At 70.5% G+C, this 21049-nt stretch carries 16 protein-coding genes; 10 read left to right on the top strand and 6 right to left on the bottom strand.

Annotation, left to right across the window (positions count from 1 at the left end; translation table 11 throughout):
• Positions 1-4: 4 nt before the first annotated feature.
• The 3 genes from BM109_RS24770 to BM109_RS24760 are packed head-to-tail and all read right to left on the bottom strand — an operon-like array spanning position 5 to position 3112.
• The gene (locus tag BM109_RS24770) at positions 5-1282 is read right to left on the bottom strand and encodes an AI-2E family transporter (RefSeq protein ID WP_093348599.1); all 1278 of its coding nucleotides are present in this window, start codon (positions 1280-1282) and stop codon (positions 5-7) included.
• A complete protein-coding gene (locus tag BM109_RS24765; protein WP_057592325.1) occupies positions 1279-2019 on the bottom strand; it encodes a LytR/AlgR family response regulator transcription factor in 741 nt (246 codons plus the stop codon). The genes BM109_RS24770 and BM109_RS24765 overlap by 4 nt, the downstream gene beginning before the upstream one ends.
• A 28-nt stretch (positions 2020-2047) precedes the next feature.
• Positions 2048-3112: a sensor histidine kinase gene (locus tag BM109_RS24760; protein ID WP_093348596.1), complete on the bottom strand. Its 1065-nt coding sequence runs from the start codon at positions 3110-3112 to the stop codon at positions 2048-2050.
• Positions 3113-3162: 50 nt separating this feature from the next.
• On the opposite strand from BM109_RS24760, the gene argH reads away from it, so the two are divergent.
• From argH to BM109_RS24735, 5 genes are all read left to right on the top strand, one after another.
• Positions 3163-4560, top strand: a complete 1398-nt coding sequence (gene argH, locus BM109_RS24755) for an argininosuccinate lyase (RefSeq protein ID WP_093348594.1) — start codon at positions 3163-3165, stop codon at positions 4558-4560.
• Between the two features lie 43 nt (positions 4561-4603).
• Entirely contained in the window at positions 4604-6097 is a 1494-nt protein-coding gene (locus tag BM109_RS24750) for a rhomboid family protein (RefSeq protein WP_093348591.1), read from the top strand.
• Positions 6098-6286: 189 nt separating this feature from the next.
• The gene (locus BM109_RS24745) at positions 6287-7516 is read left to right on the top strand and encodes an efflux RND transporter periplasmic adaptor subunit (RefSeq protein WP_093348589.1); all 1230 of its coding nucleotides are present in this window, start codon (positions 6287-6289) and stop codon (positions 7514-7516) included.
• Positions 7517-7525: 9 nt separating this feature from the next.
• Positions 7526-10699, top strand: a complete 3174-nt coding sequence (locus tag BM109_RS24740) for an efflux RND transporter permease subunit (RefSeq protein WP_093348586.1) — start codon at positions 7526-7528, stop codon at positions 10697-10699.
• Positions 10699-12150, top strand: a complete 1452-nt coding sequence (locus tag BM109_RS24735; RefSeq protein WP_093348584.1) for an efflux transporter outer membrane subunit — start codon at positions 10699-10701, stop codon at positions 12148-12150. Before BM109_RS24740 ends, BM109_RS24735 begins: the two co-directional genes overlap by 1 nt.
• A gap of 6 nt (positions 12151-12156) precedes the next feature.
• Here the strand turns inward: BM109_RS24735 and BM109_RS24730 are convergent, their stop codons facing one another.
• The 3 genes from BM109_RS24730 to BM109_RS24720 all read right to left on the bottom strand — a co-directional run bounded on the left by BM109_RS24730 (position 12157) and on the right by BM109_RS24720 (position 14760).
• Positions 12157-13494 (bottom strand): hypothetical protein, encoded by a 1338-nt coding sequence (locus tag BM109_RS24730; RefSeq protein WP_093348581.1) that lies wholly within the window; start codon positions 13492-13494, stop codon positions 12157-12159.
• Between the two features lie 10 nt (positions 13495-13504).
• Positions 13505-14044: a hypothetical protein gene (locus BM109_RS24725; protein WP_093348579.1), complete on the bottom strand. Its 540-nt coding sequence runs from the start codon at positions 14042-14044 to the stop codon at positions 13505-13507.
• A gap of 158 nt (positions 14045-14202) precedes the next feature.
• Positions 14203-14760: a DUF3455 domain-containing protein gene (locus tag BM109_RS24720; protein ID WP_093348576.1), complete on the bottom strand. Its 558-nt coding sequence runs from the start codon at positions 14758-14760 to the stop codon at positions 14203-14205.
• A 198-nt stretch (positions 14761-14958) separates the two neighbouring features.
• Here BM109_RS24720 and BM109_RS24715 point away from each other — a divergent pair, with 198 nt between their 5' ends.
• The 5 genes from BM109_RS24715 (at position 14959) to BM109_RS24695 (ending at position 21047) form a co-directional block, all read left to right on the top strand.
• The gene (locus BM109_RS24715; RefSeq protein ID WP_256222759.1) at positions 14959-15534 is read left to right on the top strand and encodes an RNA polymerase sigma factor; all 576 of its coding nucleotides are present in this window, start codon (positions 14959-14961) and stop codon (positions 15532-15534) included.
• A 22-nt stretch (positions 15535-15556) separates the two neighbouring features.
• Positions 15557-16315 (top strand): anti-sigma factor, encoded by a 759-nt coding sequence (locus tag BM109_RS24710; RefSeq protein ID WP_093348571.1) that lies wholly within the window; start codon positions 15557-15559, stop codon positions 16313-16315.
• Between the two features lie 97 nt (positions 16316-16412).
• Complete coding sequence (locus BM109_RS24705; RefSeq protein ID WP_093349267.1) at positions 16413-17144, top strand: SGNH/GDSL hydrolase family protein; 732 nt, start codon at positions 16413-16415, stop codon at positions 17142-17144.
• A 208-nt stretch (positions 17145-17352) separates the two neighbouring features.
• A complete protein-coding gene (locus BM109_RS24700; RefSeq protein ID WP_093349264.1) occupies positions 17353-19395 on the top strand; it encodes a type VI secretion system Vgr family protein in 2043 nt (680 codons plus the stop codon).
• 2 nt (positions 19396-19397) lie between these two features.
• A complete protein-coding gene (locus BM109_RS24695) occupies positions 19398-21047 on the top strand; it encodes a DUF4150 domain-containing protein (RefSeq protein WP_093348569.1) in 1650 nt (549 codons plus the stop codon).
• The last annotated feature ends 2 nt before the right edge of the window (positions 21048-21049 follow it).

Genomic DNA, 21049 nt, shown 5'->3' with positions numbered 1-21049 from the left:
CGCCCTACTCGCCCAGCAATTCGCCGATCGGCTGCAGGTCCTCGACCCGGTCGCAGATGGCCTTGATCACCATGGTGATGGGGATGCCGAGCAGCAGCCCCCAGACGCCCCAGAGCCAGCCCCAGAAGATCACGCCGACGAACACCGCGACCGGGTTCATGCGGCTGGTGCGGCTGGTGAGCCAGGGCATCAGCAGGTTGCCGACCAGGGTGTGGATCAGCAGCGAGGTGCCGGCCACCAGGATGCCCATCTCGAGGGTATTGAACTGCAGGAAGGCCACCAGGCCCGCGGCCGAGAGCACGATCACCGAGCCGATGTAGGGAATGAGGTTCGTGACCCCGGCCACGATGCCCCACACGGCCGCGTTCTGCAGCCCGAGGGCCCAGAAGGCCAGGCCGGTGGCCACGCCCACGAGCACGCTGGTGAAGATCTGCACCAGCAGGTAGCGCTCGATGTTGCGCGTGATGTCGTCGAGCACGTGCACGGTGATCTTCTTCTTCTCGAGGCTGGAGCCCGAGATCTTGATCAGCTTGCGCCGGAAGGTAGAGCCCGAACAGAGCGCGAAGTAGGTGAGGAAGGCCACCAGCGTGAGCTGCCCGGCCGCGCCGAGCAGGCCGACGGTGCCGGTCCAGAGGTAGTCGCGCACGTTGAACGGCGGCCGCTCGATCACCACGCGCGCGACGCCGCGGCGCGCCAGCGCGCGCGAGTTCTCCTCGGCCGCGCGCTCGAGCTGCGAGGCCGCCTGCTGCACGCTGTCGAGCGTGCCGCCGGTGCTCTTGTCGGTGCGCGTGGCCTGGCGCAGCTTCTGCGCCGCGGCCGGCAGCGAATCGAGCAGGGACGAGGCGCTGCCCGAGAGCGAATAGCCGGTCCAGCCGATGGCGCCGCACAGGCCGAGCAGGATGACGGCGGCACCGATCCAGCGCGGCAGCCACCAGCGCTCGAGCCGGTCGACCAGCGGCGACAGCGCATAGCTCAGCAGCAGGCTCAGCATCAGCGGGATGAACACCGACTGCGCCCACTGCAGCGCGAACACGCTGGCCAGCACCGCGAGCACCACCAGCGAGAAGCTGCGCACGTCGACCGGCACGCGCAGCACCGGCAGGTCGCGCTCGGCGTCGGCCTCGGACTTCGGCGCGGGCGGCGGCTCGGGGCGCAGCGCGGGCGCGGGAACGGCGGCGGCCGTCACCGGCTCCTCGGGCACCGGGGCAACGGCGGGCGCGGGCGCCTCTTCCTGCGCGGGCGGCGGCCGCGGTGCATCGTCCTCGCGCGCCTTGTCGTTCATCGTGCGTCCTTGATGACCTCGCGCACCGCCGCCAGCTGCCGGCGCGACACCGCGACCAGCTCGGGCACGGTCGACAGGCGCAGCGCCCAGCCCTCGGCATCCTCGCCGTCGTCGTAGCGCTCGAGCGCGCGGATCGCGCTGCGCGCCACCAGCGCATTGCGGTGCACGCGCAGGAAGCGCTGGGGATAGCGCTCCTCGAAATCGTTGAGCGAGCCGTCGAGGATGTGGCTGCGCGCGGCCGTGCGCACCGTGAGGTACTTGTACTCGGACTTCAGGTAGACGATCTCCGCCAGCGGCACGCGCTCGGCGCGGCCGCGGTCCTGGATCAGCACGCTCTCCTGCGCCACCTTGTCGCTGGCGCGCTCCTTGAGGTAGCGCTCGGCCTTCTGCAGCGCCTGCTGCAGCCGCTCGGCGCGCACGGGCTTGGTGAGGTAGTCGACCGCGTCGAGCTCGAAGGCGGTGACCGCATGCGCCGCATGGGCGGTCACGAACACCACGGCCGGCGCGTCGGCGCGTTCGCGCAGCGCGCGCGCCACCTCGATGCCGTCGATGCCGGGCATGTGCACGTCGAGCAGCACCACGTCGAGCTTCATCGACGCCAGCTGCGCCTGCGCCTCGGCGCCCTGCGCGGCCTCGGCCACCACCTCGGCCGCGGGTGCGCTGCAGTCGCGCAGCAGGGTGCGCAGCCGCGAGCGGGCCAGCGCTTCATCGTCGACGATCAATGTCCTCAGGCTCATTCATGTCCCCCCACGCAATGGCATGCGTTCATGATTCGGCGGGTATCGCGATGCGCACCCGGTAGCTCTTCTGATCCATGCCGGCGCTGAACTGCATGCGCATGTCGTGCAGCAGCCGCAGCCGATCCCTCACGTTCGCCAGCGCGATGCCGTGGCCGCGCGGCAGCGGTTCGTCGGCCCAGCGCAGCGGCGGCAGGCTGTTGACCACCTCGATCACCACCATCGAGCCGCGCCGCTCGGTGCGGATGCGCAGCTTGGCACCGTCCGGGCTCGGCTCCACGCCGTGCTTGATCGCATTCTCGACCAAGGGCTGCAGCAAGAGCGGCGGCAGCCGCGCATCGCTGGCCGCGGCGTCGAGGTCCCAGCGGATGCGCAGCCGCTCGCCGAAGCGCACCTGCTCGATCGCGAGGTAGCGCTCGGCCAGCGCGATCTCGTCGGCCAGGGTGCCCGATTCGCCGGGATCGGCCAGCGCCTGGCGGAACAGCTCGCTCAGGTCCTCCAGCATGGTCTCGGCCTTGGCGGGCTCCTCGCGCACCAGCGCGATGGCGCTGTTGAGCGTGTTGAACAGGAAGTGCGGCCGGATCCGCGACTGCAGCTCCTCGAGCCGCGCGGTGGTGGCCGCCGGCGTCTGGCCGCGTGCGCGCAGCACCATCGCCGCCATCACCATGCCGGCGAAGAAGGCACCGGCCAGCGCGCTCGCGAACCAGGGCGCGCTGACCAGCACGCCCGTGAGCCGCAGCAGCCCGCAACCATAGAGCGCCGAGATGGCGCCCAGCAGCGCGCCCACCGCGTACTGCCACGGCACCGGCAGCCGCCGCAGCGGCTTCTTGAGCCCGCAGGCCGCGACCAGCCACAGCAGGGTGGCCGGCAAGGCGCCGCCAGTGACGGTGGCGGCCTGCACCAGCCACTCGCCGGGCGAGCCCGAGACGAACATCGCGGCCACGCCCACCACCGCCTCGACGAAGACCACGGTGCGCAGCACCACGCCGATCTGGCAGGCGTCGAACAGCACGGCCTGCACGCGCGCGGGCGGGCGGGCGCGGTCGGAGGACGCGGCGGGTGGGGTGGCCGATAAAATCGCCGGCTTGCGCATTCGCAGATACATTGGGTAACCAGCCCATTATTGCCTCCCGAACGGCTCCCATGACCCAAAACCAACTCGACAAGAAATCCGAAGCCTGGTCCGCCCTGTTCTCGGAACCCATGAGCGACCTCGTGAAGCGCTACACCGCCAGCGTCTTCTTCGACAAGCGCCTGTGGCAGGCCGACATCGAAGGCTCGCTCGCCCATGCCGGCATGCTGGCCGCGCAGGGGATCATCACCATGCAGGACCACGCCGAGATCGAGCGTGGGATGGCGCAGATCCGCGCCGAGATCGAATCCGGCGCCTTCGAGTGGAAGCTCGACCTCGAAGACGTGCACCTGAACATCGAGGCCCGCCTGACCCAGCTCGTGGGCGACGCCGGCAAGCGGCTGCACACCGGCCGCAGCCGCAACGACCAGGTCGCGACCGACGTGCGCCTGTGGCTGCGCGGCGAGATCGACCTGATCGCCGAGCTGCTGGTCACCCTGCAGAAGTCGCTGGTCGACATCGCCGAGAAGAACGTCGAGGTGATCCTGCCGGGCTTCACCCACCTGCAGGTGGCGCAGCCCGTGAGCTTCGGCCACCACATGCTGGCCTACGTCGAGATGTTCAGCCGCGACGCCGAGCGCCTGGCCGACGTGCGCCGCCGCGTCAACCGCCTGCCGCTGGGCGCCGCCGCGCTGGCCGGCACCAGCTACCCGCTCGACCGCGAGCTGGTCGCCAGGACGCTGAACATGGAAGGCGTGTGCCAGAACAGCCTGGACGCCGTGAGCGACCGCGACTTCGCGATCGAGTTCAGCGCCGCCGCCAGCCTGTGCATGGTGCACATCAGCCGCATGAGCGAGGAGCTGATCCTCTGGATGAGCCAGAACTTCGCCTTCATCCAGATCGCCGACCGCTTCACCACCGGCTCGTCGATCATGCCGCAGAAGAAGAACCCCGACGTGCCCGAGCTGGCGCGCGGCAAGACCGGCCGCGTGGTCGGCCACCTGATGGCGCTGATCACGCTGATGAAGGGCCAGCCGCTGGCCTACAACAAGGACAACCAGGAAGACAAGGAGCCGCTGTTCGACACCGTCGACACGCTCAAGGACACGCTGCGCATCTTCGCCGAGATGATCGGCGGCATCACGGTCAAGCCCGAGGCGATGGAACTGGCCGCGCTGCGCGGCTACGCCACCGCCACCGACCTGGCCGACTACCTGGTGAAGAAGGGCCTGCCGTTCCGCGACGCGCACGAGATCGTGGCCCACGCGGTCAAGGCCGCGACCTCGCACAAGGTCGACCTGGCCGAGCTGCCGTTGGCGGTGCTGCAGCAGTTCAACCCGAAGATCGAGAAGGACGTGTACGACGTGCTGAGCCTGCGCGGCTCGCTCAACGCACGCAACATCCTCGGCGGCACGGCGCCCGCGCAGGTCAAGGCGCAGATCGCGCGCCACCGCGCCCGCCTCGGCTGATCGCGCCGGCCCTCGGCAGCACCGCGACCCGCAGGGCCCCGCCATGTTCTACGCCATCCCGCTCGAGAACCGCCCGAGCTGGCGCAACCCGCCGTGGATGACGGTGCTGCTGATCCTCGTGAACATGCTGGTGTTCTGGGGCCCGCAGCGCAGCGAGGAGAACGCGCAGGAACGCGCCGCGCGCTACTACGCGAAGAGCGCGCTGCCGGCGCTCGAGCTGCCGGCCTTCGTCGACTGGCTCGAGCGCACCCGGTCGCCGCGCGCCGAGGCCGCGCGGCAGCTGCTCAAGCTCAAGCGCACCGACGAGCTGCTCGAGGGCCTGCAGCACGAGCGCGTCTTCCTGCGCCAATTGCGCGCCGACGAGGTGATCACGCCCGCGCATCCGCGCTTCGACGAGTGGAAGCGCGAGCGCCAGCAGTTTGATGCCCAGTGGCCCGCGCCCTTCACCGAACGCTGGGCGCAGGACTACGCGAAGGACGCCGAGTTCAAGCCCTGGACCTGGATCACGGCCGCCTTCCTGCACGGCAGCACCGGCCACCTGCTGGGCAACATGCTGTTCCTGTTCCTGTTCGGCTTCTCGGTCGAACTCGCGCTCGGGCGCACCACCTTCCTGAGCTTCTACCTCCTGGGCGCCGTCGGCGCCTCGGCGCTGGCCGACTGGGCCTATGCGGGCAAGGGCAGCTACGGGCTCGGCGCCTCGGGCGCGGTATCGGCGCTGATGGGCATGTATGCCGTGATGTACCGGCTGCGGCGCATCCGCTTCTTCTACCAGCTGTTCTTCTACTTCAACTACGTCACGGCGCCGGCCCTGCTGCTGCTGCCGGCCTGGATCGCCAACGAGCTGCTGCAGCACCTGGTGGGCGGCCAGGGCATCGCCTACATGGCGCACCTGGGCGGGCTGTTGAGCGGTGCGGCGCTGATGACGCTCGCGCTGGCGCTTGGACGCGTGAAAACGCCCGAGACGCTGGCGGCCGAGCGCGCGAACGCGCGCGACCACGACGGCGGCGATGGCGAATTCCAGCGCCGCGTCGCCAATGCGCGGCGGCTGGGCGCGGCGATGAAGTTCGAGTCGGCCAGCAGCGAATGGCGCGCCGCCGCGGCGCTGCGCCCGAACGACGCCGACACCCTGCGCGCCTGGTTCAACACCGCGCGGCTGCAGCCGGCCGGCGACGACTTCCATGCCGCGGCGCGGCGCATCTTCCGCCTGAGCGCCACCGACCCCGACACGCTCGCGCTGCAGCACACCAGCTTCACCACCTACCTCGACCAGGCGAAGCCCGGCGTGCGCCTCAAGCCCGACGACATGGCGCGGCTGGCGCGCCGCTTCGTGCGCATCCGCCAGTTCGAGGACGCGCGCCGGCTCTGCGCCATCCTCTTGAAGACCGCGCCCGACCATCCCGAGCTGGCCGACACGCTGTCGGTGTGCGCCAACGGGCTGCTGCACGCGGGCGAGCGCGACAAGGCCGTGGGCCTGCTGCCGCACCTGCTGCGGCTCGCGCCCGACGACATGGTCACGCGCGCGCTTCAACGCGCATGAAGCGCGCCTGAGGCCACCCCAAGTACATCTAACTTTGCAATCCGGCAAAGCGTCTGTCACAAGACTTTGTCAATCTTTGGCACTGGACTTGCAGGGCCTCTCTGTAAAGCTCGCCTCCGGCCTCCCGCCGCATTGAACTCGGGAGCGCCCGTTCGCTCCATTTGGGGCCTTCGTCACTTCCCCCTGCCCATGCCCGCTCACACACGCCGTCCCTTCCCGCTGCTCATCACCGTCCTCGCGCTGGCCGCCGCCATCACGCTCGCCGGCTGTTCGCGCAACGAGGCCGCCGCGCCCAAGGCGGCGGCGCCCGAACGGGAAGTCGGCACCGTCACGCTCAAGCACGAGACGCTGGCGCTGAGCACCGAGTTGCCGGGCCGCACCGCAGCCCCGGTCATCGCCGAGATCCGGCCGCAGGTCGGCGGCATCCTCAAGGAGCGGCTGTTCACCGAAGGCTCGCAGGTCAAGGCCGGCCAGGTGCTCTACCAGCTCGACCCGGCCTCGCTGCAGGCGGCCCATGCCAGCGCGCAGGCCAGCGTGCGCAAGGCCGAGTCGGCGCTCGCCACCTCGCGCACCGTGGCGCGCCGCAATGCCGAGCTGGTGAAGATCGACGCCATCAGCCGCCAGGTGTTCGACGAGACGCAGGCCGCCGAGCAGCAGGCCGAGGCCGACCTCGGCGTGGCGCGCGCGGCCGAGCAGACCGCGCGCATCCAGCTCGGCTACACCCGCATCACCTCGCCGATCAGCGGCTGGGCCGAGCTCTCGAGCGTCACGCCGGGCGCGCTGGTCACGGCCAACCAGGCGACCGCGATGACCACGGTGCAGCAGCTCGACCCGATCCACGTGCACGTCACGCAGTCGAGCAGCGAGCTGCTGCGGCTCAAGCGCGAGCTCGCCAGCGGCCGGCTGCAGCGCGCCAGCGATGCCGAGGCGCGCATCCAGCTGGTGCTCGAGGACGGCAGCAAGTACCCGCACCCCGGTCGCCTGACCTTCAGCGGCGTCACCGTCGATGCCGGCACCGGCAGCGTGACCCTGCGCGCGGTGGTGCCCAACCCCGACCGGCTGCTGATGCCCGGCATGTACGTGCGCGCCGTGCTGCAGGAGGGCGTGAACGCCGCCGCGCTGCTGGTGCCGCAGCAGGCCGTGACGCGCGCGCCCGACGGCAGCGCCTCGGCGCTGGTGATCGATGCCGAGAACAAGGTCGCGAAGCGCCCGATCCAGGTCGGCCGCGCGATCGGCACGCGCTGGCAGGTGCTCGACGGCCTCGCACCGGGCGACCGCGTGATGACCGAGGGCTCGCAGCGCGTGAAGGTCGGCGACAAGGTCAAGGTGGTCGACCTCGGTGCGCGCGCCGCGGCCGGCCCCGTGGCCGCCGTCGCGCCCGACGCGGCCGATGCCGCCACCGATCCCGTGGCGCGCTGAGGTCGGGCCATGGCGCAGTTCTTCATCGACCGACCCATCTTCGCGTGGGTGCTCTCCATCGTCGTCATGCTCGCGGGCCTGATGGCGATCCGCACGCTGCCGCTCGAGCAGTACCCCGACATCGCGCCGCCGCGCGTGTCGATCAACGCCACCTACACCGGCGCCTCGGCCAAGACGGTCGAGGACTCGGTCACGCAGGTGATCGAGCAGCAGCTCAAGGGGCTGGACAACCTGCTCTACATGCAGTCGACCAGCAACTCCTCGGGCGTGGCCCGGCTGTCGCTGACCTTCAACCCCGGCACCAGCATCGACGTGGCGCAGATGCAGGTGCAGAACAAGCTGCAGCAGGCCATGTCGCGGCTGCCGCAGCAGGTGCAGAGCCGCGGCGTCACCGTCACCAAGGGCGGCAACGACTTCCTGATGATCGTCTCGATGTTCTCGGCCGACGGCAGCGCCTCGGCCGTGGACGTGGGCGACTACATCAGCAGCAACCTGGTCGACGTGATCAGCCGCATCGACGGCGTGGGCGAGGTCCAGACCCTGGGCACCGGCTACGCCATGCGGCTGTGGCTCGACCCCGACAAGCTGCGCAAGTACGCGCTGATGCCCTCGGACGTGAACGCCGCCATCACGGCGCAGAACGCGCAGGTGTCGGCCGGCCAGCTCGGCGCGCTGCCGGCGGCCGCGCAGCAGCAGCTCAACGCCACCATCACGGCGCGCAGCAAGCTGCAGACCGCGGAGCAGTTCGAGAACGTGGTGCTGCGCGTGACGCCCGACGGCGCGGTGGTGCGGCTGAAGGACGTGGCGCGCGTCGAGCTCGGCGCCGAGAACCTCACGGTGCGCTCGCAGCTCGACGGCCGGCCCGGTGCCGGCCTCGGCGTGGTGCTGGCCGACGGCGCCAACGCGGTGCAGGTGGCCGAGGCGGTGAATGCCAAGGTCGAGGAGCTCAAGCCGCTGTTCCCGAACCAGCTGCAGACCTTCGTGAGCTACGACACCACGCCCTTCGTCAGCGCCTCGATCGACGAGGTGGTGAAGGCGCTGCTCGAGGCCATGCTGCTGGTGGTGCTGGTGATGTATGTGTTCCTGCAGAACTTCCGCGCCACGCTGATCCCCGCGATCGCCGTGCCGGTGGTGCTGCTGGGCACCTTCGGCGTGCTGTCGATGGCCGGCTACTCGATCAACACGCTCACCATGTTCGGCATGGTGCTGGCGATCGGCCTGCTGGTGGACGACGCCATCGTGGTGGTCGAGAACGTCGAGCGCGTGATGCACGAGGAAGGGCTGTCGCCCAAGGAGGCCACGCGCAAGTCGATGGCCGAGATCACGCCCGCGCTGGTGGGCATCGCGCTGGTGCTGTCGGCGGTGTTCGTGCCGATGGCCTTCTTCGGCGGCTCCACCGGCGTGATCTACCGCCAGTTCTCGATCACCATCGTCTCGGCGATGGCGCTGTCGGTGTTCGTGGCGCTCACGCTCACGCCCGCGCTGTGCGCCACGCTGCTCAAGCCGGTGGCCAAGGGCGGCCATGCGGCGCCGCGCGCCGGCCTGCTGGGCCGGGTCGACCGCTTCTTCGCGGCCTTCAACCGCGGCTTCGACCGCAATGCCGCGCGCTACGAGGGCGTGGTCGGCGGCATCGTGCGGCGCGGCAAGCGCAGCATCGTGGTCTACCTGCTGATCGCGGGCGTGATGGCGCTGCTCTTCATGCGGCTGCCGACCTCCTTCCTGCCCGACGAGGACCAGGCCTTCCTGCAGGTGCAGGTGACGCTGCCGCCGGGCGCCTCGAACGCGCGGCTGCAGCCCGTGACCGAGCAGGTGCAGCAGTACTTCGCCAAGCAGCCCGAGGTGCTGAGCGTGAACATCCTCACCGGCCAGAACGGCGACCAGAGCTCGGCGCGCGCCTTCGTCAAGCTCAAGGACTGGGCCGAGCGCACCGGCAAGGGCCAGTCGGCCGCCGAGCTCGCGCGGCGCGCCAACAAGGACCTGTCGACGGTGCGCGACGCGCGCGTATTCGTGCTGCTGCCGCCGGCCGTGCGCGGCCTGGGCGCCAACGCCGGCTTTAACTTCCATCTGAAGGACATCAATGGCCTGGGCCACGACGCGCTGGTGAAGGCGCGCGACCAGGCCATCGACCTGCTGAGCCGCCGGCCCGAGGTGATGAACGTGCGCAGCAACAACCTCGACGACACGCCCGAGTTCGCGGTCGACATCGACGACGCGCGCGCCGGCGCGCTGAGCCTGGCCACCGCCGACATCGACAGCACGCTGTCGAGCGCCATGGGCGGCACCTACATCAACGACTTCCTCGACAAGGGCCGCGTGAAGCGCGTCTACATGCAGGGCGACACCGACTTCCGCATGCTGCCCTCGGACATCGATCGCTGGAGCGTGCGCAACGGCCTGGGCCAGATGGTCTCGTTCCCGGCCTTCTCGAGCTCGCGCTGGAGCTACGGCTCGCCGCAGCTGCAGCGCTACAACGGCAGCCCGAGCTACGAGTTCGTGGGCGATGCCGCGCCGGGCGTGAGCTCGGGCGACGCGATGGCCGCGGTCGAGGAGGTGATGAAGCAGATGCCGCCGGGCATCGGCTACGAATGGACCGGCGCCTCGTTCCAGGAACGGCTGTCGGGCGCGCAGGCGCCGCTGCTCTACGCGATCTCGATCCTGTTCGTGTTCCTGTGCCTCGCCGCGCTCTACGAGAGCTGGTCGGTGCCGTTCTCGGTGATCCTGGTGGTGCCGCTGGGCATCGTGGGTGCGCTGCTGTTCACCAGCCTGCGCGGCCTGAGCAACGACGTGTACTTCCAGGTCGGGCTGCTGACCACCGTGGGGCTGTCGTCGAAGAACGCGATTTTGATCGTGGAGTTCGCCAAGCAGCTGCAGGAACAGGGCAGGAGCGTGCTCGACGCCACGCTGCAGGCGGTGCGCCTGCGGCTGCGCCCGATACTGATGACCTCGCTGGCCTTCGGCTTCGGCGTGCTGCCGCTGGCCATCGGCACCGGCGCCGGCGCGGGTGGCCGCCAGTCGATCGGCACCGCGGTGCTCGGCGGCATGGTGGTCGGCACCGCGCTCGGCATCTTCTTCGTGCCGCTGTTCTTCGCGCTGATCCGCGGCTGGCTCGCGGGGCGGCGCAAGGCCGTGCCGAAGGACGAGCCCCTCGCACCCGCGCAGACCGCCGAGCAAGGAGGCCACTGATGCAACGCGCCCTCCCCTTGCGTTCGCTGACGCTCGTCGCCGCCGCCGTGCTCGCGGGCTGCGTCAACCTCGCGCCCGACTACCAGGCGCCCGCGCTGCCGGTGCCGCAGACCCTGCCCTCGGCCAACGTCGAAGCCACCACGCCGCTCGATGCGGGCTGGCGCGACTTCTTCGTCGAGCCGAAGCTGCGCGGCACCATCGAGCTCGCGCTCGCCAACAACCGCGACCTGCGCGTGGCCGCGCTCAACATCGAGCGCGCGCGTGCCCAGTACGGCATCGCGCGCGCCGGGCTCTTTCCCACCATCGACGCCGGCGCCGGCGGCAGCCGCTCGCGCACGCCGGGCAGCCTCTCGACCGGCGGCGAGCCGCGCTACGCCACGCAGTACAGCGCCGACCTCGGCCTCACGAGCTACGAGATCGACCTGTTCGGCCGCGTGCGCAACCTCAGCGAGGCGGCGCTGCAGAGCTTCTTCCAGACCGAGGCCACGCAGCGCGGCACGCAGATCAGCCTGGTGGCCTCGGTCGCCACCGCCTGGCTGCAGCTCGCGGCCGACGAGCAGCGGCTGCAGCTCGCGCGCCACACGCTCGAGAGCCAGCGCCGTTCCTTCGACCTGATCCAGCGCGGCCATGGCCTGGGCGCGCAGTCGGGCCTCGCGCTCGCGCAGGCCCAGAGCACGGTCGATGCGGCGCGCGCCGACGCGGCCGCCTTCGACAGCCAGGTCGAGCAGGACCGCAACGCGCTCGCGCTGCTGGTCGGCGCCACGCCGCCGGCCGAGCTGCTGCCCACGCCGGCCGCGACCGATCCGGGCACGGCCACGGCGAGCGCCGCCACCGCCGAACCCGCGCCCGCCGCGCGGCTGCTGGTGCCACCGGCCGGCCTGCCCTCGAGCGTGCTGCAGCAGCGGCCCGACGTGCTCGCGGCCGAGCATGCGCTGCGCGCGAGCAACGCCGACATCGGCGCCGCGCGCGCCGCCTTCTTCCCGCGCATCGCGCTCACCGCCTCGGCGGGCACGGCCAGCAGCACGCTGTCGGGCCTGTTCGCCAGCGGCAGCAGCGCCTGGAGCTTCGCGCCCTCGATCAGCGTGCCGATCTTCGACGGCGGCGCCAACCGCGCCAACCTGCGCGTGGCCGAGGCGCAGCAGAAGATCCAGCTCGCGAGCTACGAGAAGACGGTGCAGACCGCGTTCCGTGAAGTGGCCGATGCGCTGGCCGAGCGCCGCACGCTGGCCGAGCGGCTGGACGCGCAGCGCTCGCTGCTCGACGCCACCTCGCGCAGCTTCTCGCTGTCGCAGTCGCTGTTCCGCAGCGGCGCCAGCAGCTACCTCGACGTGCTCGATGCGCAGCGCGCCTACTACGCCGCGCAGCAGACGCTGATCGGCCTGCAGCTCACCGAGCAGACCAACCGGCTCACGATCTACAAGGTGCTGGGCGGGGGCTGGAAGGAGAGCTGAGGCGGCTCAGGCCGAAGCCGCCACGCCCGGCGCCGGCCGCAGCAGCCAGCGCACTTCCTTCGTCTGCTCGCTGTCCGGGTAGCGGTTCTCGAGCGTGGTCAGGATCGGCTGCGCCATGTCCGAGCGGCCCAGCCCCTGCACCAGCACGCGCGCGGCCAGCTCGTAGGCCTGCGGGATCGCGGCATGGCCGCGGAAGCGCCGGTCGAAGCCCGACAGCAGCGCCAGGGTGCCGTGGGCATCGCCGCCGCGCCATTCGGCGCGCGCCATCGCGATCACCATCGCGGCGTCCTCGAGCGCGAAGGCCTTGTCCTTCTCGCGGCAGGTCTTGAACACCTTGAGCGCCTCGGACGCGAGGTCGCGCCGCATCAGCAGCGGGATGAAGCGGCGCGCCTGGTCGAGCATCGTGTCCTTCTTGTCGGGCACGAGCGCCAGCACGCGGTGGTAGCGCCGCTGCGCCGCGAGGTCGTCGGACGGCGCGGTGCGCTGCGCCTCGTAGGCGAGGCCGAGCGCGGCCGCGAGGTCGCCGTCGGTGATGCACTGCGCGACCTCGGCGTCGAGGCGCTGCGCCGCGATCTGCTCGGGCGTGCGGCGGTCCACCGGCGCGCCGTCGTCCACGCCGCCGCCGGGCAGCAGGTCGATGCCCAGCGCCGCATGGTGCTGGTACATCACGTAGCCCAGCAGGCTGGCCATCACCCAGCCGAAATAGATGAAGGCGAAGTTGATGATCGGCAGCGCGATGCGCCCGTTCATCACCGGCAGCAGCATGGCGATCGCGATCTGCGCGCCGGTGCTCAGCAGGAACAGGAAGAAGCACAGCAGCGCATAGGGCCAGCCGATGATGCGCATCGTCTCCCACACGTAGCCGGGGTTCATCGCCTGGAAGAAGCTGCACGACTGCACCAGCACGATCACCGCGGCCGGGAAGGTGAAGGACATGACGAACACGCCGACCGTGGCGAGCATCGGATCGAGCTTGGCCAGCGCGCCGATCGCGATGCCCTGCACCAGCGAGATCGCGAACAGCTTCCACGGCAGGTTGACCCACTCGTCGTCGAGCGTGCGCGGGAAGTCGGCCGAGCGCCAGATGCCGCGCGAGCCCAGCGCCACCACCTTGAAGCCGTAGCGGCTCGCGGCCAGCACGATGCCCAGCTCGATCAGCAGGATCGCCAGCACGTCGGGCAGGAAGAACACCGCCTCGAACAGCAGGCTGCACAGCGCGAGCGCCAGCCCGTACATCAGCGGGCGCATCTGGAACGGGAAGGCGAAGAAGCTGTTGAGGCGGTGCCAGAACGGCGGCGGCGCGGGCCGGTCGTCGTCCTCGCGGATGCGGTCACGGGTGCTCATGGCACGGCCCTCACTTCTTGAAGAAATCGCTCTGCCGCATCGCGCCGGCGCCCTGCAGGCGCACCAGCGTGCTCTGGTCGGAGCGCACCAGCCGCACCTGGCCGAGCTCGCGCTCGATGCGCTGCTCGAAGCTGGAGGCGAACTGCATCGCCTGCTCGCCCATCTTGAGCCGGCTGGTGCCCTTGACGATGGCGCTCTTGCGGTCCGAGGCGAGCTCGACCGAATCGAGGTGGTAGTCGTACTCGATGGTCAGGATGCCGCCCATCGCCTCGCCGATCACCTCGAAGGTCTTGAAGCTGTCGCGCGCGGCATCGCAGGCCTGGGCGCGGTTCAGGGTGCTGTCCTGCGACTGGCCGAGCACGGTGGTGCGGTCCTGCACCACGGCCCGGCTGCTGAGCTGCTTGCACAGCCGCTCGGGATCGCGCGAGAGGATGGCGTGCGCCTCCTGCTCGTAGTACTGGCGGACCAGCGGTTCATCGAGCTTGCGACCGCCGATGAAGTAGTACCACGCGCCCACGCAGAGCGCGATCACGATCGCGATGTTCCTCATGCTCCGCCCCGCGCGCCGCAGCGCCCCGCTCCTGTTATGTGCGGGGCAGTATACGTTCACAAATGTTTCAAACGACCCACCCAAAAGGGGGGCCGCGCGGGGGCATGAGGCAACGGAAAACCGGGGTCGCGGCCCCGGTCTTCAAGGCGCGCGAGGGCTCAGCCCGCGCGGTAGAAGATGTAGTCGGCCTGGTACTTCACGACCTGCTTCTGGCCCATGTTCGAGGCACCGCAGGCCGCGCCCGGCGCCACGCCGCCCTGGGTCGCCACGCGCTGGATGTAGCTCACGTTCTGCATGGCACCGGCGCCCGTGGCGGGGTTGGCCTTCACGAGCTGGTGCGGGATGTTGCCGGTGCCGTTCGGAGCGACGGCGACCTGCGTGGCCGTGACCTTCGAGCCGTCGGCGCTTTCCCAGGTGGCGGGCGGGCCGTAGTACTTGCCGACCTGCTTGCCGGCGCGGTCCCACAGCTTCGCATCGGGGCCGACGAAGAACCACTCGTACTGGCCGGCGGCGTTGGCCTTGACGCGGCATTCGTAGGTGATGTCGCCGGTGCCCACGGTTTCCATGGCCACCGTGTGGCCGGCCGGCACCTTCACCGCGTCGGGCAGGGAGGCCTGCGAGAACGTCGCGGCGGGCTTGGCGCCCATGCCGGAGCAGGCGGCGAGCCCAACCACGGCCAGCGCGGCGGCCAGGGCGTTCAGGGTGCGGATGTGCATGATCGTTTCCTTTTTCAGATCGGCTTCGGGAGAGGTGAAAGAAGAAGCGGTCCGTTGTTGTCGTGAGTTTCGACGGCCTCTTGCGCCTGTACGCGCGCGGTGGGCCGATGGATTCAGCCGGCGCCAAAAACCGGTTGAATCCGGCGCCGCGGCGCGGGCGTATTCCAGGGATGGAAAGCGATGCCCCACAATCCGCGCATGACCGCACCCAGCCCCGACGCCGAGCTGATGGCGCTGATCGACCGGATCGGCCATCGCGACGAAGCCGCCCTGCGCATCCTGTACGACCGGACCGCCCCCAAGCTCATGGGCCTCGCGATGCGCGTGGTACGCCAGCGCGAATGGGCCGAGGACGTGCTGCAGGAGAGCTTTCTCACCGTCTGGCGCGTGGCCGGCGACTACCGCGCCAGCCTGAGCCCGCCGCTGGCCTGGCTCGGGCTGATCGTGCGCAGCCGCGCGCTCGACCTGCTGCGCCGCCGCACCGCCGACCGGGCCCAGCTCACGCAGGAATTCGACGAGCTGCTGGCCGACACCCTCGAATCCGATGCACCGAACCCGGCCGACACGGCCGATGCCAGCGAGCAGGCCTGGGCGCTGCACCAGTGCCTGAGCCAGCTCGAGGGCCGGCAGCGCGAGGTGGTCAGCCTGGCCTACCTGCGCGAGCTCAGCCATGGCGAACTGGCCGACCAGCTCAAGCTGCCGCTGGGCACGGTCAAGACCTGGATCCGGCGCGGCCTGGAGAAACTGCGCGTCTGCATGGGACGCTTCGCGTAGGCGCAGAGAAAGTAGCCCCGCCATGAAACTCACCGCCCATCCCGAACTGCTGGAGCTGCTGGCCGCGAGCCACGCGCTCGGCACCCTGCGCGGCGGCGCGCGCCGCCGCTTCGAGACCCTCGCGCGCGAACAGGCGCCGGTGCGCGCCGCCGCGCTGGTCTGGCAGGGCCGCCTGGCCAGCATGACCGAGCTGCAGAGCCCGGTCGTGCCCGATCCGGCCGTGTGGACCCGCATCCGCAACATGATCGACGCCGAGCAGGCCCAGCTCGCGCTGGCCCGCCAGCGCGAAGCTGCCACTGCCGCCCAGCAGCGCAAGCCCGCGGGCGGCTGGCTCGGCAGCCTCGCGCTGTGGCGCGGCGCGACCGCGGCCGGCGCGCTGGCCACGGTGCTCGCGGTCACGGTCGGCCTGAACCTGCGCGACCAGCTGCTGAATGCACCGGCGGTGCAGTACGTGGCGGTGCTGTCCGACGACAAGGACGCGGCCTCGATGCTCGTGACCTTCGATCCGAAGAAGCGCCAGCTGGTGCTGCAGCGCGTGGGCGGCTTCAGCGAAGGCGCCGACAAGTCGCTGCAGCTGTGGGCCCTGCCGCCGGGCGGCGCGCCGCGCTCGCTGGGCGTGCTCGACCGCGCGCCGGGCCTGCGGCTGCCGGCCAGCGAAGCCGACGTGCGCGCGGTGCCCACGCTCGCGATCAGCCTCGAGCCCAAGGGCGGCGTGCCGAGCGAAGGCGGGCCGACCGGCCCTGTGCTCTTCAAGGGCGCGCTGATCGAGAAGACAATCTGAGGCCTGGCGGGCGCCGCGCGCGGCGCCCTTTCCTTGCCCAGCTTCGGCTTTTCCGATGGTCCGCCTGCCCGCTTTTCCTTCCCGCTCCATGTTTTCGATGAAGACCGCGCTCGCCGCGCTGGCCCTGCTGGCGGCCTCGTTCGCCGCCCAGGCCCAGGCACCCGTCACCGCCCCGGCACCCGCCGCCAGCTTCGACCCGGTCGTCTCCTCGGCCGACTACCTCGCCGCGCGCGTGCGCTGGCACCGCGAGCTCGAGGCCTTCGCGCGCGCCGACCAGGACGGCCTGCCGCCGCCCGGCGGCGTGGTGTTCGTGGGCAGCTCCACGGTGCGCATGTGGACCCGCCTCTCGCAGGACTTCGCCGGCGTGCCGGGCATCGTCAACCGCGGCTTCGGCGGCTCCACCCTGGCCGACTGCAGCCTGTTCGCGCACGACCTGGTGGTGCGCTACCGGCCGCGCCAGGTGATCGTCTACGCGGGCGACAACGACCTCGCCGAGGGCCGCACGCCGCTGCAGGTGCTCGATGCCTTCGTGCGCTTCGCCAACGTGGTGCGCAACGAGCTGCCCGATGCGCGCATCAGCTTCGTCTCGGTCAAGCCCAGCCCCTCGCGCGAGCACCTGATGCCGCTGATCCGCGAGACCAACCACATGGTCTCGGCCTACCTCAACCGGCTGCCCAACAGCGAGTACATCGACATCTTCACGCCGATGCTCGGGGCCGACGGCAAGCCGCGGCCCGAGCTGTTCCGCGGCGACCGGCTGCACATGACCGACGAAGGCTACCGGCTGTGGCAGTCGGTGATCGCCTCGCACCTCGTGCCGGCGCACTGAAGCCGCCGAAGTCCGGCCGGGCCATTTCGAATTCTTTCGACTCCATTTCTCGCCCTTCCCTGCCTCGGCACGGCCTTGTCCTACAGCGCGACTGAGGGAAACGGTCTTCGAAGTTTCATGACGGCTCGGTAGAAAGAGGGCCTGTTCCACGCCTGCCGCGCCGGTGCGCGGCCGTGGCGGCGACGACGACTTCAGGGAGATCGAATCCATGCCGAGCGCATCGCGAGCCACGCGCGTCCTGCGAGTCACCTCGAGCGCCATGCCGCAATGGGGCAACGCGCCGGCGCTCGAGCCGGTGGCCATCGAGGGCAGCGAGGGACTGAGCCAGCTCTACGCCTACACGGTCACGCTGACCACGCCCGAGCAGCCGGGCTTCAACGAGCGCCAGGCCGCCAACGTCGCGATCAAGCAGCTGGTGGGCGAGCCGCTCGCGGTGCACATCCTGCTCGACGGCCGGCCCGGCGCGGGCGGTGGCGAGCGCCACATCGCGGGCCTGGTCACGCGCGTGCGCTTCCTGCGGCTGGAGAACCGCCGCGCGCTCTACGAGGCGGTGATCGAGCCCTGGCTCACGCTCGCCACGCGCAGCAGCGACTACCGCATCTTCCAGCACAAGACCGTGCTCGACATCGTGCGCGAGGTGCTCTCGCCCTACGGCCTGCCGCTCGACATCCGCAGTTCGCAGAGCTATCCGCCGCGCGACTTCCAAGTGCAGTACGGCGAGACCGACTTCGACTTCGTCGCGCGGCTGCTGCACGAGTGGGGCCTGTACTTCTGGTTCGAGCATGCACAGGACAAGCACACGCTGGTGATCGTCGACGAGATGGGCGCGCACCAGCCGTTCGCGAACGCGGCCTACGAGAAGATCCCGTTCCACGCCGCCGAGGACACGGTGCGCGAGGAGCACTGCGACAGCTTCTGCGCCTTCGAGGCGCTGCAGAGCGGGCGCTGGGTGACCGACGACTTCGACTTCGAGCGGCCCAAGGCGCGGCTGCAGCAGGTCAGCGCGATGCCGCGCAAGACCGCGCAGAACGAGCGCGAGCGCTACGCCTGGCCCGGCGACTACACGGCCGAGTCCGAGGGCGAGCAGCTGGTGCGCCGGCGCATGGAAGAAACCGGCAGCCGCGGCGAACGCGCGAGCGGCTCGGGCAATCTGCGCGCGGTGGTGCCGGGCTGCACCTTCACGCTCGAGCGCCATCCGCAGAACGAGGCCAACCGCGCCTACCTGGTCACCGCCGCGCGGCTGCGCCTGCAGGAGCCGGGCGAGGCCTCGGGGCAGGAGCAGTTCGAGTGCCGCGTCGACTTCGAGGTGATCCCCACCAGCAAGGTCTACCGCGCCGACGCGCCCACCGTGCCGCGCCCGCGCACCACGGGCCCGCAGACCGCCATCGTCACCGGCCCGGCCGGGCGCGAGCTCTGGACCGACCAGTACGGCCGCGTGAAGCTGAGCTTCCACTGGAACCGCTACTGCCCGAAGGACGAGAACAGCTCGTGCTGGGTCCGCGTCTCCTCGCCCTGGGCCGGCACCAACTTCGGCGGCATCCAGATCCCGCGCATCGGCCAGGAGGTGATCGTCGACTTCGAGAACGGCGACCCCGACCGGCCGATCGTCACCGGCCGCGTCTACAACGCCGACAACATGCCGCCGTGGGACCTGCCGGCCAACGCCACGCAGAGCGGCCTGCTGTCGCGCAGCTCCGAGGGCGCGACCGATGCCAATGCCAACGCCTTCCGCTTCGAGGACAAGAAGGGCGCCGAGCAAGTGTGGCTGCATGCCGAGCGCAACCAGGACATCGAGGTCGAGAACGACGAGACGCACTGGGTCGGCCATGACCGCGCCAAGACCATCGACCACGACGAGACGGTGAAGGTGGGCCACGACCGCACCGAGAACGTCGGCCACGACGAGACCATCACCATCGGCAACAACCGCGTCGAGACGATCAAGGCCAACGAGCTGCTGACGGTGCTGCAGAACATGAACCGCTTCGTCGCGCTGACCTCCTCCGAGGAGGTCGGCATCGCCAAGACCTCGCTGGTCGGCCTGACGCAGACGGTGGCCGTCGGCAAGAGCAAGACCGAGACCATCGGCGAGGACTTCTCGCTCGACGTGGGCGAGACGCTGGTGATCACCGTCGGCAAGAGCCGGCTCGAGATGACCAAGGACGGCCAGGTGACCCTGACCGGCACGCGCTTCGACTTCCGCGCCGCGGGGCCGGTGCGCATCAACGGCCACGTCATCGACCTCTGCTGAGCATGGCGCTCGACCCCAAGGCCGGTGCCTCGCTTGCCAAGCCCGCCGGGCTCGATGGCCTCGGGGCCGCGCTGCCCTCGGGCGCGACGGGGCGTATCGCCCGCGTCGCGGTGATCGTGGGCAAGCCCCGGCCGCAGACGCCGGCCAGCGATCCGCCGCCCGAGGCGGGCCGCGACGTCGGCCAGGCGCTGGTGGTGTGCACCTCGCCCGACGTCTGCAAGACGCCGATCGGCTCGTCCACCCCGCCCATCCCCTACCAGATCACCGGCCGGCTCGGCGACGATGCCAACGCCTCGCGCAACGTCTTCCTCACTTCGCTCAAGGCCTTCAAGTTCGACAGCCAGGTCACGCACGTCACGGGCGACGAGCCGGGCGCGGCCAAGGGCATCAGTTCGGGCACGGTGGGCGACATCGCCGAGCCCAAGACCGCCTCGACGGTGGTGCGGGTCAACGGCCAGTGGCTGGTGCGCGATGGCGACAGCTTCTGGATGAACAAGCGCAACACCGGCGGCGAGCTGATCTACAAGAAGGACCGCGGCAAGCGCTGGCCGCCCGAGGACCGGCCGGCGATCGACGACAGCCAGGCCGAGGCCCTGCTGGCCAAGGCGCAGGCCGATGGCGCCGAGATCGCCTACTACGGCAGCGACGACGAGAAGACCGGCAAGGCGAAGGTCGCCAGCGCCGCCAACCTGTCGGGCTACAGCTCGCTGCTGCGCGCCTCGCTGGGCGAGCAGCCGGTGCAGCTGGCCTTCCTCGACACCGGCAAGACGCCGACCGTCACCGACATGCCCAAGTGGCGCCCCCCGGCGACCATGCCGCGCACCCAACTGCCCAAGCCCGCGGGCGGCGGCAAGGGCAACCTGATCGCGGTCATCGTGCTGGTGGTGATGCCGATCGGCGACCACTACGCGGCCATTTACGAGGCGAAGAAGGCGCTGACCGGCATCACGCCGCAGACCCCGCGCGAACAGTCGCTCTACGACCAGGCGGTGGACCAGCTCGCCGCCTACAAGCAGGACTACGCCAGCAGCAACTTCCTCGAGTCGCTGCTGCCCTGGGAATCGAAGGGCTTCCATGCCTACGACGCCAAGGTGCGCGATTCGCTCGAGCAGCAGATCGCCGAGGAACGCGCCCGCGCCAAGGAGACCACCACCGCCCCCGCGCCGGCCACCGACACCAGCGGCGGCGGCGGCAAGGACGGCACGCGCATCACGGGCGACAAGGACGACTGCGAGCCCGAGCCCTACGACGAGAACAAGTGCGGCGACGGCGAGGCAGCGCACCACGTCGTGCCCGACTTCATCCTGCGCGTGGGCACCCGCCTCGATCCCGGCGTGCGCATGCCCGGCGCGCCCTCGCTCGACAAGGGGCCGTCGATCTGCCTGAACAAGGACGACCATGCCGAAGTCCATCGGAAGATCTCCGAAGGCATGCGCGCGAAAATAGGCCGCAACGGCACGGTCACGCTGAAGGATGTCCTGGACATCTCGATCGACGCGCTGGACGAGGTCAAGCCCGATTGCAAGAGGCAGTTCGAGCAGCCGATCCGGGACGCCTTCAAGACCATCCCCGACGAAATGCTCGGACGGGGCCTGACGAAGACCTCCGCCGAACTGCGCGAGCTGCTGCAGAACGCGTGGCGCGTGGAATGACG

The sequence above is a fragment of the Variovorax sp. PDC80 genome, from assembly GCF_900115375.1.
Lineage (GTDB): Bacteria > Pseudomonadota > Gammaproteobacteria > Burkholderiales > Burkholderiaceae_C > Variovorax.
This window is presented reverse-complemented; position numbering and strand designations above follow the sequence as displayed.